The following is a 16,342-nucleotide window of genomic DNA, read 5'->3' as shown; positions in this document are numbered from 1 at the left end:
GCTAACCCTATTATTTCAATTGATCGATTAGTGAGCGTACTTTGATGACGAATCGATCAGCATCCTCCGTGGATGCCATGGCCGGACTGTACTTCGCCTGCTCAAACCCGTCCAGAACGGCCTTGAAATCCTCACGAAGCCGTTTCCTGCTTTGCGACCACCGGATGACCGCTTCTCTTAGCGTCTCATGCTCCTCGCGCTCCATGCCCCGCTTCTTGCAAATCCGAAGCAATCTATGCGTCTCAATAACAATCCGATCATTAGAAGTATATGAGCCGTGACGAAGCTTTCTCCATGCTAATACAAGCTTTTGGCGACACACATAGAGCCACGTGGCCGCTGCAATAGCGATAAGAGAAACGGCGCTCCACAGCCATATCTTCGAACTGGACGATGTCTCCGATTCGGCAACCGCTGCAGCATCCGTTTCCTCTGTTTCCGTATCCGGCAAAACAGCGTCCTCTTCGACAGCCATCGTGTACGGAAAGCTAAACCCGGAAGTAGCCTCGAATGGAATCCAGCCGAATCCTTCGAAATAAATTTCAACCCATGAATGGGCATCGGAGTTGCGAACCGTATAGGTGCCTGCACCGCTCGGGTTGACTTCCTCACCCATGAATTCGCCCGGAGGTCCGTATTCGCTAATCGGAAGCACGCCTGGCGCGAACCCCTTCACCCATCTGGTCGGCAAATCCAAGCTCCGTGCCATTACAGCCATTGCGGTGGAGAAATAATCGCAGTAGCCTTCTTTCAATTCAAACAAAAACTGGTCTACAAAATCAAGGGAAGCACCGGTCAGCTTGGATTGATCCGGCAGGTTATTGTAATTGTAATTCAGCCTTAAATACGATTCCAGCAATTTTGCGCGGTCATAGTCATTCGCAGCCTCCGCCGTTATGTCCTTCGCAAGCTGCTTGACCCGCTCCGGCAGCGTATCAGGAAGCTGCAAATAATAAGCATTGCGGGACGCATCCGCTTCATTCGCCCAGCCTGCTTCCGCTTTCCGCAGCAGCTCTTCGTCCAATACGGGCACGGAAGACGTAACGGAATAGGTTTGCGGATATTTGCGGTTCTTCATGGACCAATTCAATAATCGAAGCTCGCCGGAATTCGCTTCCCAGCGCAGCCCTGAAGGCAGGGAAGCTTCATCATTGTCCACCCAATTCAAGGTGGTCAACGGGGCAGCGCCGAACAAGATCGGATACACGTCCTTGCGAACCATCGTCACGATTTGGTCGATCTTCGTAACTCCCGCAACTGGAGCAGGGTCCAGCGCAGCAAACGCCGCGCCTTTTGTGATCGGGGTTAGCGTCTCTCCGGTTTCGACATCCTTCCAGCCGCTTCCGGTATAAAGGGCCTTTGATTCCCCCCGCCAATAGCTGCGATGGGAGGTCGTTACCGTCATCATAGGCGAGTAGTCAAACTCGAAGCCGCCTCCCAGCTGATCATCATTGCGGCTATAGCCTGAACTCGCGTTGCCGGTTTTGCTTGGGGTGATCGATTCCGTGCCTTTATCGCCTAGAAATACTTGCACCTGCTCGCCTTTCGCTTCCTTCCAGATCGTATATGGATCTTGAAGGAGCGGAGACAGTGACGGCATGTTGAGCCCCACTGTCATCAGTACCGTAAGCACGATCGCGATGGGCAGCAATAGCTGCAGCGGGTATTCCGCAAGCTCCTTCCAGCTGGCAGGATGCTCGCGCTCGAGCCTAGCCATGTGGCTCGCGACCAGCCATAGCAAGCCAATGAATACAACCATGCCCACTTCATCCCACAGCCAAATAGGCGTAAACGAATCTCCGATCGTCAGCAGCAAAATGTTGGCGCCAACGAAACCGATCATCCTAAACCGTGTCGTTGTCCATATCCCGAACAATACGTAAAGCAGAAGCAATGCGGCGCTAATCCAAATAAACGGATTCAGCTGTACGGCATGTGCCTGCAGCCACCATACCCAATCCTGCCAGCTCTCCGGTTTGGCGATGAGCCAATCCATCTTGACCAGCCTAGTTGTTATGAAGATCGCCGCAGCTGCTTGAAGCAAAAGCTTCGCATACTTTACGCTTGGAGGCAGCAGAACGTCGATCGCCGCGGCAGCGAAGAGGGTTAGGTACGCGATCGTGAACGTTTCTTCCCACCAATAGCCTTCGAAAAGCGTAATGGTATTGGATAGTATGATAGCGATAAAAATAAATCTAAGCTTATTGAACCAATTCGATGCTAAATAGGTACCGATTGCTTTCATGTATGATTTCATGCGATGCCACTCCCTTCTAGTACAGCGGGGAGCTCTTGAAGCTGGCGGATTTCGAATACGGGCCAACCACGCTCGCGCATCACATTCTTCCACGACGTGTTGCCGCTAAGCTTATCGACAGCGGATGAAATATGAAGCAAACAAGGCGTGATGCCTTTTCGCGACAGCCACTCCATACTCCTTATCACATCAGCGCCGGTATCTGGTGTTATCACGACGGCAAAGCTGCCAGGCTCAAGAATCGTATCCGCCTGCTGCAGTGAGGAATAAAGCGGCCTAACCGCATTCGCATCCACAAAGGTGAGATGCTTCATCATGATATTCCGCTGTTCAATGCCCGATTTGGGACTGATCATCGTCAGCTTATCGCCAATGGACAGCAAGCCCATGGCTGTATCGTCCTTCAAGCCATTCTCAAGCAGCGAAGCCGCAGCCGAGACCGCGAGTTCGAAACGAGTCGCCAGCTCCAATGCGTAGCCGCCGGCATACCGGTCAAGGATTACGATTGTACGCGGCAGCGACTCCCGCTCAAAGGCCTTGGATTTCCACTCCCCCGTCTTCGCAGTCGCGTTCCAATGCACGCGGGATAATCGATCCCCATACAAATATTCCCGAACGCCATTGATTTGTGTCGTTTCTTTCGCTGACCGGGATGCAATGGCATGGGAATAAGGACCGCGGATACCACGCTGAATCCCGTTCCACTGCCTTAACGGCACGGTCTGGGGCAGAACGTTAAAGACCGTTTCCGTTCCGAATTGCCCGGCGTGCTCGAATAAACCAAATACGTCATAAGACAAGCATTGCGTATGCGTAAAACGATATTCGCCGCGCTGCAGCGGCGGCGTTTGGTAGACAACTTGGCCGCTTCGTTTCCAATTCGGTACGAAAGAAGACTCGAAAGCCAGCTTCTGTCCATTATGGCGCTGCATTTGATCTCTCACGATCACATATGGAAGCGGATAGTAGCCTGGTATTTTCATCGAGAGAGTGACATCCAGGGAGCTACCCGCGGATAAGCTCTGTTCAAGCGCATTCGCGCTGGGAACCGAATAGGATCTGCTGCCTGAAACCCGGTTAATGCCGCTCCAGCGGCCAAGCACCAAATAGACAAGCAATAGGTTCAAAATCATATAAAGCATAAAAGCGGTTTTCCCGCCTTGAAATAAAAAATAAAACAGACTGGTCACATAAATAACGGCAACAAGCTGCCAGCGCAGCTTCTTCGATTTAGCCGCTGCCATCCGTTTAACGCTCTAGCCGAACCGGCACCTTGGTGGATTGAATCACCTGATCGATGATATCCTCCGCTTTCAGACCGTTCATTCGGGCTTCCGTCCGAAGCAAGAGCCTATGAGACAGGACATATGGCGCTAGCTCCTTCACGTCGTCTGGCGTTACGAATTGGCGCTGCTGGATATAAGCGCTCGCTTTGGCTGCTCGCGCAAGCGCAAGTGCGGCACGCGGGCTGGCTCCCAGCATCACGTTCGCGTGCTCCCTCGTGCCTCTAATAACGCTAACCAAATATTTGCCGACCGCATCATCGATATGCACCTTGAGCACTTGATCTTGAATATGAATCATATCTGCTATGTCAATCATCGGTTGAATACGATCTGACGGATGTATTCCTTCATTAGATAACACCATGCGCTGCTCATCGGATTCACTTGGATACCCAAGCGACAGCTTCATCATGAAGCGGTCCAGCTGAGCTTCCGGAAGCGTATACGTTCCTTCGAATTCGATAGGGTTCTGGGTTGCCAGCAGCACGAACGGGCGAGGAAGCTCGTACGTGTCACCGTCCACCGTAACATGTCCCTCTTCCATTGCTTCGAGAAGCGCCGATTGCGTCTTCGTGGTCGCGCGGTTAATCTCATCCGCCAATAGAATGTTCGACATGACCGGGCCAGGCCGGAAAATAAAAGATTCCTGCTTCGGATGATAGATCGAAACACCCGTAATATCAGTTGGCAATAGATCGGGATTGCATTGGATGCGGCGGAACTGTCCGCCGATTGATTTGGCTAGCGCCTTGACGAGCTGGGTCTTACCCGTGCCGGGCACATCTTCGAGCAAAACATGTCCGCCTGCAATTACCGCGATGAGCAGCCTTTTGATTTCTTCCTCTTTGCCTAAGATACAAGTTTCTAAGTTTCGTAGAATCGTAGCACATAATTGCATGTCTGCAGGACGAATATCCATTCCATTACCTCCCGAAATAACGCTTGTGTTCATGTTCAATACTACTATTTTACAGTACTACCTTTCCACTGCACAAACTTTTTCGCTACAAAAAAAATTGGAAGATCCCACAGGATCCTCCAATTGTTTCACGCTATTCTTTAGCCCTTAGGCCTAACCACCAAAGCCGCCAAAAACGAAAAAATGATCGCTGCCGAAATGCCTGCGCTTGTCACTTTGAATATGCCGGATATGACGCCAATCCATCCTTGGGAATGCAGCTCCGTCAATGCGCCGTGAACGAGCGCGTTGCCAAAGCTCGTAATCGGGACGGTCGCTCCCGCGCCCGCGAATTTCACCAGCGGCTCGTACAGGTCAAACCCGTCTACTATTGCCCCAATGACGACTAACGTCGACATCGTATGCGCCGGCGTAAGCTTCAGTACGTCGAACATTAGCTGGCCGAGGACGCAAATGGCCCCGCCTACCACAAAAGCCCAGAAAAAAATCATATCGCCTTAACCTCCTTTTGCGCTGATCGCAACCGCATGCGCAATGCACGGAATGCTCTCGCCCTGCTGGAACGATAGCGGAGACAGCAAAGCGCCGGTCGCAACGACCAATATCCGTTTTAATTCTCCCTTTTTAATCCGTTTCAGCAGATGCCCATAGGTGACAACCGCGGAGCAGCCGCAGCCGCTGCCTCCGGCCTGCACCTTCTGGTTCTGCACGTCGTAGACCATTAAGCCGCAATCGCTGAACACCGTATCATTCATCGGAACGCCGTTTTGCAGCAGCAGCTTATTCGCGATCGGATGGCCAACGCCTGCCAAGTCGCCCGTAACGATAAGATCGTAATCACTGGGCGTACGTCCTGTATCATTAAAGTGGGCTTGGATCGTATCGACTGCCGCTGGGGCCATAGCCGCGCCCATATTAAACGGATCGGTTATTCCCAAATCAATCACTTTCCCGATTGTCGCGCATTCAACGACCGGTCCGTCGCCTTGTGCCGCAACGACAGCCGCGCCGGCTCCGGTTACCGTATATTGAGCCGTCGGCGGCTTCTGTGAACCATATTCCGTCGGATAACGGAATTGCTTCTCCGCGGTGCAATTGTGGCTGCAGGTTCCTGCAAGCACATGGGTAGCCGATCCCGAATTAACGAACAGGGAAGCAAGCGCCAACGTTTCCATCGAGGTCGAACAGGCGCCGAATACGCCGATATACGGAACGCCGAGCGAGCGTGCCGCGAAGCTGTTGCTAATAATTTGGTTCATTAAATCTCCGCCGATATAGAATTGAAGCTGATCGCGTTCTATTCCCGCATTTTGAATGGCAAATTCAGAAGCTTGCTCGAGCAAAAGCCGCTCAGCTTTCTCCCAGCTTTTCTGCTGCATATCGAGCTCGGGATGTACGAGGTCGAAATCGGCTGCAAGCGGCCCGTCGCCCTCATCAGGACCTACAACCGTTGCCTCGCCGATAATAACGGGCCGTTTCTCGAACCACCAGGATTGTTTCCCACGCAGCATATTACTGACCCCCAGTACCAAGTATGAGATGCGCGATACCGACGAAAAATGCAGCTACCGTTCCGTATACAATAACCGATCCGGCAAGCTTGAACATATTGCCGCCAACCCCGAGCACGAGGCCTTCGCTTCGGTGCTCCAAGGCTGCTGAGCACATGGAGTTGGCAAAACCCGTGACGGGAACAGCTGAGCCGGCTCCCGCCCACTGCGCAATTTTGTCGTAAACGCCAAGGCTGGTGAGTATGACGGATAGCAGAATCAGCGTAGCAACGGTGGGATTGCTGGCCGCTTCCTGGCTCATCCCCATTAAATGAACAAACATCTCTTGTATGGCTTGTCCAATCACGCATATGGCGCCTCCGAACACGAAGGCCTTCAAGCAATTTCCGAGAATAGATCTCGGAGGCTCCATCGTTTTCGCAAATGATTGATACTCCTTAGGTGACATCGCCATTTTTTTGTAATGATTGCGGCTCTTGCTTTTTGTAGCCACTGCGCCATCCTCCTTTTCGGTACGGCTTCCCTTGGCGCGATAGCGCAGAGTACCGTAAACGCGTTGCTTTCTTCTCATTCATTATTTGTAATAGCAGGAAGCAATATTCCAGCAAAAAAAAGGATTGTCCATGGCGCTTGCAATCGCCGGGACAATCCTTTTTCAAATCCAAATCGCGAACAAAAGAAGAACGAGAAGAACGTATAGAACAAGCATAAGAATGCTCAAATAGCGACGATGCCGTTTTTTTGACACGAATGCTGCTCCCCTCAACCGGGCATTTAACTATAGCATATGCCAAACACCCAGGACCGGAGCCTGTCTTCGCCTTACGGCTTCAGGAAATTAATCCTCAATAATCATAACGCCTTTGGCAGCAAGGCGATAAGCTCCGCTGACCACTTCGCCGGATAGCAGCTCAGGACGCGGCTGGGCGCCTAGTTGAACCTCTGCTTCGTCTGCATTATGGTTCAAAACAAACGTATACCCTTTGCCGTCTTTGCTTCTACGGGTAACCTCAACGCCGCTAGACGTGACAAGCAGCGGCTCGATGCCTTTATCCTTGCAAATATTAGCGATTAATGATTGAAGGAAATGCTGATCCGGGCTGGAGGCGATATACCATGCCTCGCCTTCGCCGAATTTATTGACGGTTACGGCAGGCATGCCTTTATAGAAATCAGATCCGTATTCCGCGACGACCTCGGCGCCTTCGGAATGAATCAAGTCGCATAACAGGCTGCAGGTATACGTGCCGCTAAGCGCGCCATCCACCTTTTTCATTACGATCCGGTTTTGTTGGCCTGGCAGCAACGCATCGATTTCTTCTGCCCAAATACCAAGTACCTTACGAAGCTTGCCAGGATAGCCGCCCGTCGTAACGAGATCATTCTCATTCACGATACCGCTAAAGAAAGTCGTGATAAAGGTACCTCCGCGCGCCACGAAAGCTTCAACCTTCTCGGCAAAACCAGGCTTGATCATATACATAACGGGAGCTATGACCAGGTCATATTGGTCCAGCTGCTCTTCCACGCTGATCATATCGGTTTGAACGTTCAGCTCGAACAAAGCATCATAATATTTATGAACCTCGTCCACATACTTAAGCGCAATGCTCGGGCCGCTCGAGAGCTCAACCGCCCACCGGTTCTCCCAATCGAATACGATTGCCGCTTTGGCGTCAATACGCGAATCGAGCAGCTTGTCTTGGAGCTGCGTCAGCTCGCGGCCCAGCTCCGCACATTCCCGGAACACGCGAGTATGCTCGTGACCCACATGCTCGATAACGGCACCGTGGTATTTCTCGCATGCCCCGATCGATCTGCGCAGCTGGAAGAACATAACCGTGTCCGCACCGTGCGCAACGGCTTGGTAGCTCCACAAACGCATAACGCCTGGCCGCTTCAACGCATTGTAAGCTTGCCAGTTCTGCTGGCTTGGGGTCTGCTCCATCAGCATAAACGGCTGGCCGCTCTTAAGCCCGCGCATTAAAGCATGCGTCATCGCCGTATAGCTAACCGGTGTATCAATTGAAGGATAATTATCCCATGAGATAACGTCCATATGCTTCGCCCATTTGAAATAATCAAGCTCGGGGTACGTTCCCATCAGATTGGTCGTAATTTGAATGTCCGGCGAATATTTGCGAATTTCTTCATATTCAATCAAATAGCAGTCGAGCAGCGCATCCGATTGAAACCTGCGGTAATCAAGCGAAATGCTTTGAAAATTCGTACGGTTGCCGCCCCATTCCTCGCTCAGCGCATTCGGAGGAACAATCTCGTCCCAATCGTAGAACGTATGCCCCCAGAAGCTCGTATACCAAGCTTTATTAAGCTGCTCAATCGTGCCGTAACGCTTTTGCAGCCATGCTTGGAACGCTTCTGCACAATTTTCGCAATAGCAATAGCCGCCATATTCATTGGAAATATGCCAAGCGACAAGAGCAGGATGATCCTTGTAGCGCTCAGCCAGCTTGCCTGCAATAAGCTGAGAGTACTTGCGGTATGCGGGACTGCTTGGGCATGAGTTGTGGCGACCGCCGAATTTGCGCTTGCGCCCTTCGTAATCAACCCGAGTTACGTCTGGGTAGCGCTTCGCCATCCACGCAGGATGAGCGCCTGTACTCGTAGCCAGACATACTGCAATTCCGTCTCCATGCAAGCGGTCAATAATACGATCAAGCTCAGTGAAATCATAGGTTTCTTCATTCGGTTGAATCTTTGCCCACGAGAAAACGTTAACCGTTGCCACGTCGATATCCGCCAGCTTGAACATCCGAAGATCCTCAGTCATCGTTTCGTCGTCCCACTGCTCGGGATTGTAATCCCCGCCATACCATATTTTTGGAAGTTTATTATGTATCATGTTGTTGTCCTTCTCCTCTCAACTTTTACGTAATAAGAACGCGGGAAGAGAGCCCATGAAATGAGCCCTCCCCTTCCTTGCTATTTTAAACTTATTTGGACCAAAGCGCTACGCGGTCCTTCACCATTTTCGTAAACTCAGCATTTAGTTTGTCTACGCCGGCATCGTCAAGATCTTTCAAAAATGCATCGTAGATTTTGTCGAAGTCCGCTGGTTTAGCAAGAATAGCTTCCGGAATGCGTTTTTTCATAATATCTTGCGTTTTTTGGAAAATAACGTTCGCTTGCGAGCCTGTTTCGAAAGGAAGCGTCCAAGCTGCGCCGTATTTACGCTCTGGGAACGCGTCGTCTGCAGGCCATAGATCTTTGTACGTAGTTGCATTGTATTTCGCAAGCGTCTTTTTGTCTTCTTCGGAATAAGCGGTTTGGATTTGTTCTGGGAACGTTGTTGTATAGTAGTTACCAGAAGGATCCTTCACGCCATCGCCGTAACGGGCGGATAGCAAGTAGTTGCCGATACCTGTAGTTTTCTTGAACGTGTTGTTGTCATTCGACTTCTGCGCTTGAATTTCCTCAGGAATGACACGCTTGCCGTCCACTACATTGTAATGCTTGCCTTCGATACCCCAGTTAACGAGCACTTGACCTTCATCGGAAGCAAGATAATCAAGAAACTTGATTAAACGTTCCGGATCTTTAGCATCCTTCGTAATCCCAATGCCGTAGCCGGCAATATAACCCGTGCCTTGGAAAGAGTGATCTTGGAACGTGTCATTCAATGTTACAGGGAAACGAGCATAGGTAGCTTTAAAGTTGCCAGCAGCTTTCAATGCGTTTTGCGCATCGCCATAATCCCAATCTTGGTCAATGAGACCAAGAACGCGGCCAGAAGCGACTTTTGCTTTGTATTGATCGTATTTTTGAACGAAGCTTTCTTTGTCAAGCAAACCGATATCATTCATGTGGTTCAACCAACGGAAGTATTCTCTTTCTTCCGGACGCTGGTAGTGCATAATCGCTTCATGCGTTTCTTGGTCAATATAGAACTCGCCATCATCCGGAGCGCCCGTTGCATAGAAAGCAGGGTTCGTTACGGAAATCAGGATCTGCCATTCGCCGCCATTCAGGGACATACCGATTGTCGGTTGGCCGTCTGCCGTTTTCGGGTTTTTCTCAATGTAAGCTTTAATGGCTGCTTCGTAATCTTGAACCGTTTTGATCTCTGGGTACCCAGCTGCTTCGAGCACTTGGTGCTGCAGTTGGAAGCCGCCGCCTGCTTCGAAATACGTTTGGCCTACACCGCCGGAAGGAAGCGTATAAATCGCATCGTCATCCTCGCTCCAGCGAAGTCGGTTGAAATATTCGCCATACACTTTTTTGATGTTTGGACCAAACTCTTCAATTAGGGGACGAAGGTCGATCAATGCGCCTGCATCAACTAATTTGCCTGCACTGCCTTTCGGCATAACTAAATCTGGATACTCATCGCTGGCTACCATAAGTGCGAACATCTCTGCATCCGTACCGCCTACAGGAAATTCCTGTTTCATCGTGATGCCTGTTTTTTCCTGAATGAATTTACCTGTTTCGGATTGCATATCATCCCAGTTGGCATTGATATCGCCGGAAGCTACGCGGATTGTAATCGGTTCAGCCGCTTCGACCTCGTTTGTAGCATTGGTTGCTCCATTTGTTGAACCCGTGTTCGAGCCGCCTTCATTATTCGAATTGCCACATGCGGTGACGAATACGAATACAAGTGCCAACATCAAGCTTAGCGCCATTTGCGTCTTTCTTTTCATTGCTGGAAAGCCTCCCTTTTTTTCTTGAGCGTGATGTACATGTATATAACAGGAAACCTGCTATTACCAAAATTAGCTTTTTACTGCTCCTAATGTCATACCCTTCACGAAATACTTTTGAAGGAACGGATACACCATGAGAATCGGAATAGTAACCACAATCGTAATCGCCATCTTAATCGATTCCGGCGAAACGGCAGATATAGCCTGCTGTGCGTTCGGATCGCGGTAGTTGTTGCCCGTTTGCGTCGACAACAGTACCTTCATCAGTTCATATTGAAGCGTCGTATTCTCGGGACTCCGGTTGTTGAACAGATAAGTGTCAAACCATGAGTTCCAATGGCCGACTGCAATAAACAAAGCGATGGTGGCAAGCACCGGCTGGCAGAGCGGAAGAATAACTTTCCAAAATATCGTCCAGTCGTTTGCGCCGTCGATTTTGGCGGATTCCTGAAGGGCGTACGGAAGTCCGTCAATGTAGGATCGGACAACGAACACGTTCCACACACTGAGAAGCGCAGGAATGATGTACACGGAAAACGTGCCGATCAAACCTAAGTTTTTCATAAGAAGGAAGCCTGGGATTAGTCCGCCCGTGAAATACATCGTAAGAGCGAAAGCCACTGACATCCATCTCCTTGCCTGGAAATCGGGACGGCTGAGCGTATAAGCCATCATCGAAGCGGATAATACGCCGATTGCCGTACCGATTACCGTACGCAGCACCGAGTTTTTAAAGCCGACTAGCAGTCCGTCGAAACCGAATATCGTTTCGTAGTTTTTGAGCGTAAATTCACGAGGGTATATCGTAATGCCGCCCCTTACCGTATCTACCGAATCATTGAATGATATAGCGAGCACGTTAAGAAACGGATATAACGTCACAATGGCAACAATCGCCATAAAAATGTAAATGAAGGTATCGAATACTTTATCGCCTGTATTTCTTCTCATCGTTCCTTGCATATGCGTTTCCTCCTAAATGATTGATTCTTTGGTGACTCGTTTGTATATGCCGTTCGCGATAAACACGAGCAGGATGCTGACGACGGAGTTAAATATGCCGATTGCCGTACCATACGAATATCGGCTCATTTGAATACCGTACTTGAGCGCATACAGATCGAGCACCTCTGAGTAATCGGATACGAGAGGATTGCCTAGCAAAAATTGCTTTTCGAAGCCTATGCTGACCAAATGCCCTATCGAGAGTATAAACAAAACCATGAAGGTTGTCCGAATGCCGGGAAGCGTAATATGCCACATTTTGCGGAATCGTCCTGCGCCGTCAACCGTTGAAGCCTCATAAAGCTCTGGGTCGATGCCTGACATTGCCGCTAGGAAGATAATCGAATTCCAGCCCATCTCTTTCCACAAATCGGACAATGTAACGATGCCCCAGAACCACTCGCCCTTTGCCATGAATTGAATAGGTGAATCAATAATATTCAAATACATGAGCAATTGATTGACTGCTCCGCCGTCCGTGGACAGCATCTTCGACACTAGCCCCGCTACGACTACCCAGGATACAAAGTGAGGCAAATAGGAAATCGTTTGAACGGAACGCTTGAAGAACTGTCCTCTCATTTCATTTAATAATAGTGCGAATATAACAGGGATAGTAAAGCTGACGATTAAGCCCATCGTGCTCATTGCCAATGTATTTCTTAAGACGATGTAAAATCTCTCGTCCTGAAACAGCTCAATGAAATTGTCTAAGCCCACCCATTTTTGATCGAATATTCCGTTCTTCGGTTTGTAGTTTTGAAAGGCAGTCAACCATCCCCATACCGGCACATAGCTGAATATGAAAATCCAGATGACGAACGGCAATGACATCATGTACAAGTAACGCTGTTGAAAAGCCCTGGACCAAAATCGATTCTTTTTTTTGGCTAAACCTGTTTGCTGACTACCTTCTGTTAGCGGTTTCATCGCTGTTCCTCCTATTGTTTTTGCTTCGGGCAAAAACATCTTTCGTAAGCAACCTCTATGTCTGTGTAGCTTACCCTCTCTTATCTGTACTTATCATAAACGATGAGTCCCACTCTCTTGCACCCAGTAAATTAGTTCTAAAATCATATCAAAATAAGCACTTCCAAGCGCTTTCATAACCAATGGTTACTTTAGATCAAACAAAAACGCCTATATCTGTTGCTCCGGCGTCGGAGCATCGATATAGACGCAATATCGTAAAAAGGAAGACGCTAGACATTCAGGCAGCTATTCAGATTGCGATTTGCCCGAAATGCTTTTATAGGAAGAAGGGGAAACACCCTTGTATTTTTTGAATTTGCTATGGAAATAATCGACGTTCGCGTACCCAACCCGTTCGGATACCTGATGAACCTTCAAGCCCTCCTGCAAGAGCTCGATCGCATGCTGAATGCGAACCTGATCCAAATACGTATTGAAATGCTCGCCGGTATAGTTTTTGAACATCTTGCCCAGATAGCCGCTATTGTAATTAAAGAGGTCAGCCAACGTTTCCAGTTTAATATTCTCGCTATAGTGCCTTTCGATAAAATCCGTCATCTGCTTCATCACGGACAGGCTGTCGGACTTGCCGAGCTTCGCCGTCAAATCAGCCAAACGCCGTTGAAGCTGGACGAGCATTTCTTGGTTATGATGCGCCAGATAGAGCGCCGTAATCATAGACAGATCCTCCTGCATGGAGATTTGAGGATTGGATAATGCGGCTTTGTTCAGCACGATGGTTAAAAGCTGGGCCCAGCTCGATTTGATGAACTGCTCGGAAGCATCATAGGCGCATATTTGGTCGGCAGCGACCTGAATCGCTTTGTCGACTCCCTCCCTATTTCCGATATCTATCATATAATAGAGCTTCTGAGCTAAGGTCTCGATGGATAGCTCCTCCCTATCATTCTCGGAGACGCTCGCCACATCCTCCTCTGCCCGGCCTACCAAATGGATTTGCTGTCCTTGCAGCATGAAACGCCGCTTTAATAAGCTTCTCACTGCCGGAACGGACCCAAGAAGCTCATTCGGCTCGCGCTCAGGCTCCGATGCAACCGCTGCGAATCTCACTTTCGGCCCGCAGCTTTCTTCAATCCATTGCTTCATCTGCTCGCGCGATCCGTTCTGCAGCAAATAATCCTTCAGCAGCAAGCCTACGTATGGCTCAGCCGAGAAAGCCCAGCCGAGCTGCTTCTGCGACATTCGGTCAGCAAGCTTCTTTTTGAGCGTTGCGTTCATTGTCAAGGAATGCTCCCTGCTATAAAGCTCGATGAGCAGCAGCTGATAATATTTGGCCGGTTCTCCCAATAATGCTTTGAATTCCGCATTTCTGGCTGCATCCCCATCAAGCTTGCCCGCGGCAAGCTGCTGCAGCAGCTCTTCGCGCAGCAGGACGGTGGTCTGCTCGGAGTTTTGCTTCTGCTCTGTCCGGCTTACAAGTTGGCTCGCAATCCGTTCCACGTAGCTTGCCAGCTCATCCTCGTCTATCGGCTTCAATATATATCCGTCCACATGATGTGCAATCGCCTGCTTGGCATAATTAAACTCAGCGTATCCGCTAAGGATCAAGAAATGGCAAATGATATCCGTTTTTCTAATTTCCTCTATCGCTTGAAGCCCATCCATGCCAGGCATGCGAATATCGATCAATATCAGATCGGGAGCAAGCGCTGCATGCTTCTCTATCGCCTCTCGGCCATTCGAGGCCGTGCCTACGACCGAGAATCCGTATTTATTCCAATCAACCAAGGTTTGAAGGCCTTCCCGGATCATCGGCTCATCGTCGACAATTAGTACCTTATGCAAATGAATGACCTCCTATCGGAATTTCAAAAGTGATGCGTGTGCCGGCACCGAGCTCGCTTGTTATGGTTAAGCCTACGCCTTCCCCATAAATCATGGCGAGCCGTTGATGGACGTTGCGCAGACCTATTCGGTATTCCTCATCCTCTTCCATATCGTAAAGCGACGCCTTGATCTCGCTAATCTTCATTTCGCTGATCCCAACGCCATTGTCCGAAACCTCGACGCGCAGCCTCTGATCGATGATCCGCGTGGTTAGCAGAACGAAGCCTCCCTCGGCAATATTCTCTAGGCCGTGTACGACTGCATTCTCGATAAGCGGTTGAATAATAAGCGGCGGAACCTCGATGTCCTGTCCTGTCGGATCCACTTCGAGACGGAAGGTCAACCGGTCATTGCCATATCTGAACTTCTGGATTTCCAAATAGCAGCGGACGATCTCAAGCTCGTCCTTCAAAGCAATCTTCCGCGTACCGATCTCCAGGTTGCGGCGGATCATTTTGCCCAGCATCCGAACGATCGAGGAAATTTCCGTTTCGCCTTTAATATGCGCCTTCATGCGAATCGATTCCAGCGCGTTGAATAAGAAATGCGGATTGATCTGGCTCGCCATCATCTTCAGCTTGATTTCCTTCTGCCGCAGCTGAAGCTGTGCCTGCTGCTTATGCGATTCAGAAACCTCGTCCATCAAGCCGCGTATGCTGACGACCATGTTATTGAATTGCTTCGAGAGAATACCGATTTCATCATTGCCCGTCACATGCGAAATAACGTTCAAGTCCCCCATCGCGACTTTGTTCAAATCCTTGTTCAGCACCAGCATGCGCTTGGCGAGGATCGACGAGAAGATATAGATGAGAATAAACGCGATAACGAGGCTAAGCATAATAATGCCGAAGCCGAGAAGGCTGATGCGGTTAGCTCCGCTTACGATGCTGTCGATGGTAAATACGGATACGATTTTGAGGCCGTTCCGGCTGGAATCGGGCATGAGATCCTCGATGACGATTTTCGATGGTTTTCCATCGTATTTGAATTCATAGGTCCCCTCTGCCTTGTCCGTTAACTGGCTCGCAAAGTCCAATTCATCGATATTTTTGCCGATCCAGTCCGGATTTTTTGCAGCGACCATAAAGCCGTGGTCATCAATGATCATCGTATCGAACGGCTCCTGGCTGACCATCGCGTTTAATTCGGCTTGATTCACGCCGATGACGAGCACGCCATTTGTCCGGTATGTGGGAAACGTAATTTTTCGGATCAGGCTCAAATAATTGCGGTTATTTTTCGTTTCGTCTCCGATGTAGCCCCAGTGGATGCCGTCCTCTCCCTGCGCGGATTGATACCAGGGCTTCTCTTCTATTGCATCGGTAACCTTAAGAAACTCCCAGTTGTCTAAGATGGTCATATTCGTCGTATAGAAGCGGATATTGTAGATCTCGTTATACAATTGAATGTAATCACGGAAATCACGGTAATCCCAAAAAGCCTTTACGACCTCGAAGGTCGTATTGTATTGGGTATTGACGACGTTCGTTAATCGGCTGTCGACGAGCAATTTGTCCGAGATTTCGATCGGCATCCGAATGATATCAAGCGTCTGCTTCTTTATCCTTTCCACGTTGTTCGTAATTTGCTGCGTAGCTTGATCCAGCACGTTTTGGCGAAAAGCAACGGTCAAGAAAATGCCTACGATCAGCACCGGCACGAATACGACGAGGATAAATGAAAAAATCAGCTTTTTTTTGATGCGAATATTGTCCATTCTAAGTGCAAGCGCTTTGATGCTTTTCATCATGCGGGCTGCTCCTCCTCCATCAAGGAAAGCGTTTACTTTTATTCGCGTTCATTTGAAGCATCCTATATTATAAAGCGGGGGAAGCCGCATTCATACATAATTTATTCGTTATTTTATCATATAA

The 16,342-nt window shown here is 49.4% G+C and carries 12 protein-coding genes; all 12 read right to left on the bottom strand.

Going from position 1 to position 16,342, the window contains the following annotated elements:
* Positions 1-10: 10 nt before the first annotated feature.
* Positions 11-2,257: a DUF4129 domain-containing transglutaminase family protein gene (locus AC0YN3_RS00420; protein WP_475773208.1), complete on the bottom strand. Its 2,247-nt coding sequence runs from the start codon at positions 2,255-2,257 to the stop codon at positions 11-13.
* Positions 2,254-3,501 carry a DUF58 domain-containing protein gene (locus tag AC0YN3_RS00415; RefSeq protein ID WP_475773207.1) on the bottom strand — a complete coding sequence of 416 codons (1,248 nt, stop codon included), beginning with the start codon at positions 3,499-3,501 and terminating at the stop codon, positions 2,254-2,256. The genes AC0YN3_RS00420 and AC0YN3_RS00415 overlap by 4 nt, the downstream gene beginning before the upstream one ends.
* A gap of 4 nt (positions 3,502-3,505) precedes the next feature.
* Positions 3,506-4,462 (bottom strand): AAA family ATPase, encoded by a 957-nt coding sequence (locus tag AC0YN3_RS00410; protein ID WP_475773206.1) that lies wholly within the window; start codon positions 4,460-4,462, stop codon positions 3,506-3,508.
* Positions 4,463-4,602: 140 nt separating this feature from the next.
* Positions 4,603-4,953 carry a stage V sporulation protein AE gene (gene spoVAE, locus AC0YN3_RS00405; protein ID WP_441943435.1) on the bottom strand — a complete coding sequence of 117 codons (351 nt, stop codon included), beginning with the start codon at positions 4,951-4,953 and terminating at the stop codon, positions 4,603-4,605.
* Positions 4,954-4,959: 6 nt separating this feature from the next.
* The gene (gene spoVAD / locus AC0YN3_RS00400) at positions 4,960-5,973 is read right to left on the bottom strand and encodes a stage V sporulation protein AD (protein WP_475773205.1); all 1,014 of its coding nucleotides are present in this window, start codon (positions 5,971-5,973) and stop codon (positions 4,960-4,962) included.
* A 1-nt stretch (position 5,974) separates the two neighbouring features.
* Positions 5,975-6,427 carry a stage V sporulation protein AC gene (gene spoVAC / locus AC0YN3_RS00395; protein WP_475774246.1) on the bottom strand — a complete coding sequence of 151 codons (453 nt, stop codon included), beginning with the start codon at positions 6,425-6,427 and terminating at the stop codon, positions 5,975-5,977.
* 384 nt (positions 6,428-6,811) lie between these two features.
* Positions 6,812-8,836 carry a beta-galactosidase gene (locus tag AC0YN3_RS00390; RefSeq protein ID WP_475773204.1) on the bottom strand — a complete coding sequence of 675 codons (2,025 nt, stop codon included), beginning with the start codon at positions 8,834-8,836 and terminating at the stop codon, positions 6,812-6,814.
* A 91-nt stretch (positions 8,837-8,927) separates the two neighbouring features.
* Positions 8,928-10,637 (bottom strand): ABC transporter substrate-binding protein, encoded by a 1,710-nt coding sequence (locus tag AC0YN3_RS00385; RefSeq protein ID WP_475773203.1) that lies wholly within the window; start codon positions 10,635-10,637, stop codon positions 8,928-8,930.
* A 72-nt stretch (positions 10,638-10,709) separates the two neighbouring features.
* Positions 10,710-11,603, bottom strand: coding sequence for a carbohydrate ABC transporter permease (locus AC0YN3_RS00380; RefSeq protein ID WP_475773202.1), 894 nt, complete (start codon positions 11,601-11,603; stop codon positions 10,710-10,712).
* 12 nt (positions 11,604-11,615) lie between these two features.
* The gene (locus tag AC0YN3_RS00375; protein WP_475773201.1) at positions 11,616-12,575 is read right to left on the bottom strand and encodes an ABC transporter permease; all 960 of its coding nucleotides are present in this window, start codon (positions 12,573-12,575) and stop codon (positions 11,616-11,618) included.
* Between the two features lie 288 nt (positions 12,576-12,863).
* Entirely contained in the window at positions 12,864-14,423 is a 1,560-nt protein-coding gene (locus AC0YN3_RS00370; RefSeq protein ID WP_475773200.1) for a response regulator, read from the bottom strand.
* Entirely contained in the window at positions 14,416-16,218 is a 1,803-nt protein-coding gene (locus AC0YN3_RS00365; protein WP_475773199.1) for a sensor histidine kinase, read from the bottom strand. The genes AC0YN3_RS00370 and AC0YN3_RS00365 overlap by 8 nt, the downstream gene beginning before the upstream one ends.
* Between the last annotated feature and the right edge of the window lie 124 nt (positions 16,219-16,342).

The organism is Paenibacillus sp. J22R232 (genome assembly GCF_056269165.1).
The sequence above is the reverse complement of the archived record's forward strand: the minus strand, read 5'-3'. Positions and strand labels throughout refer to the sequence as shown.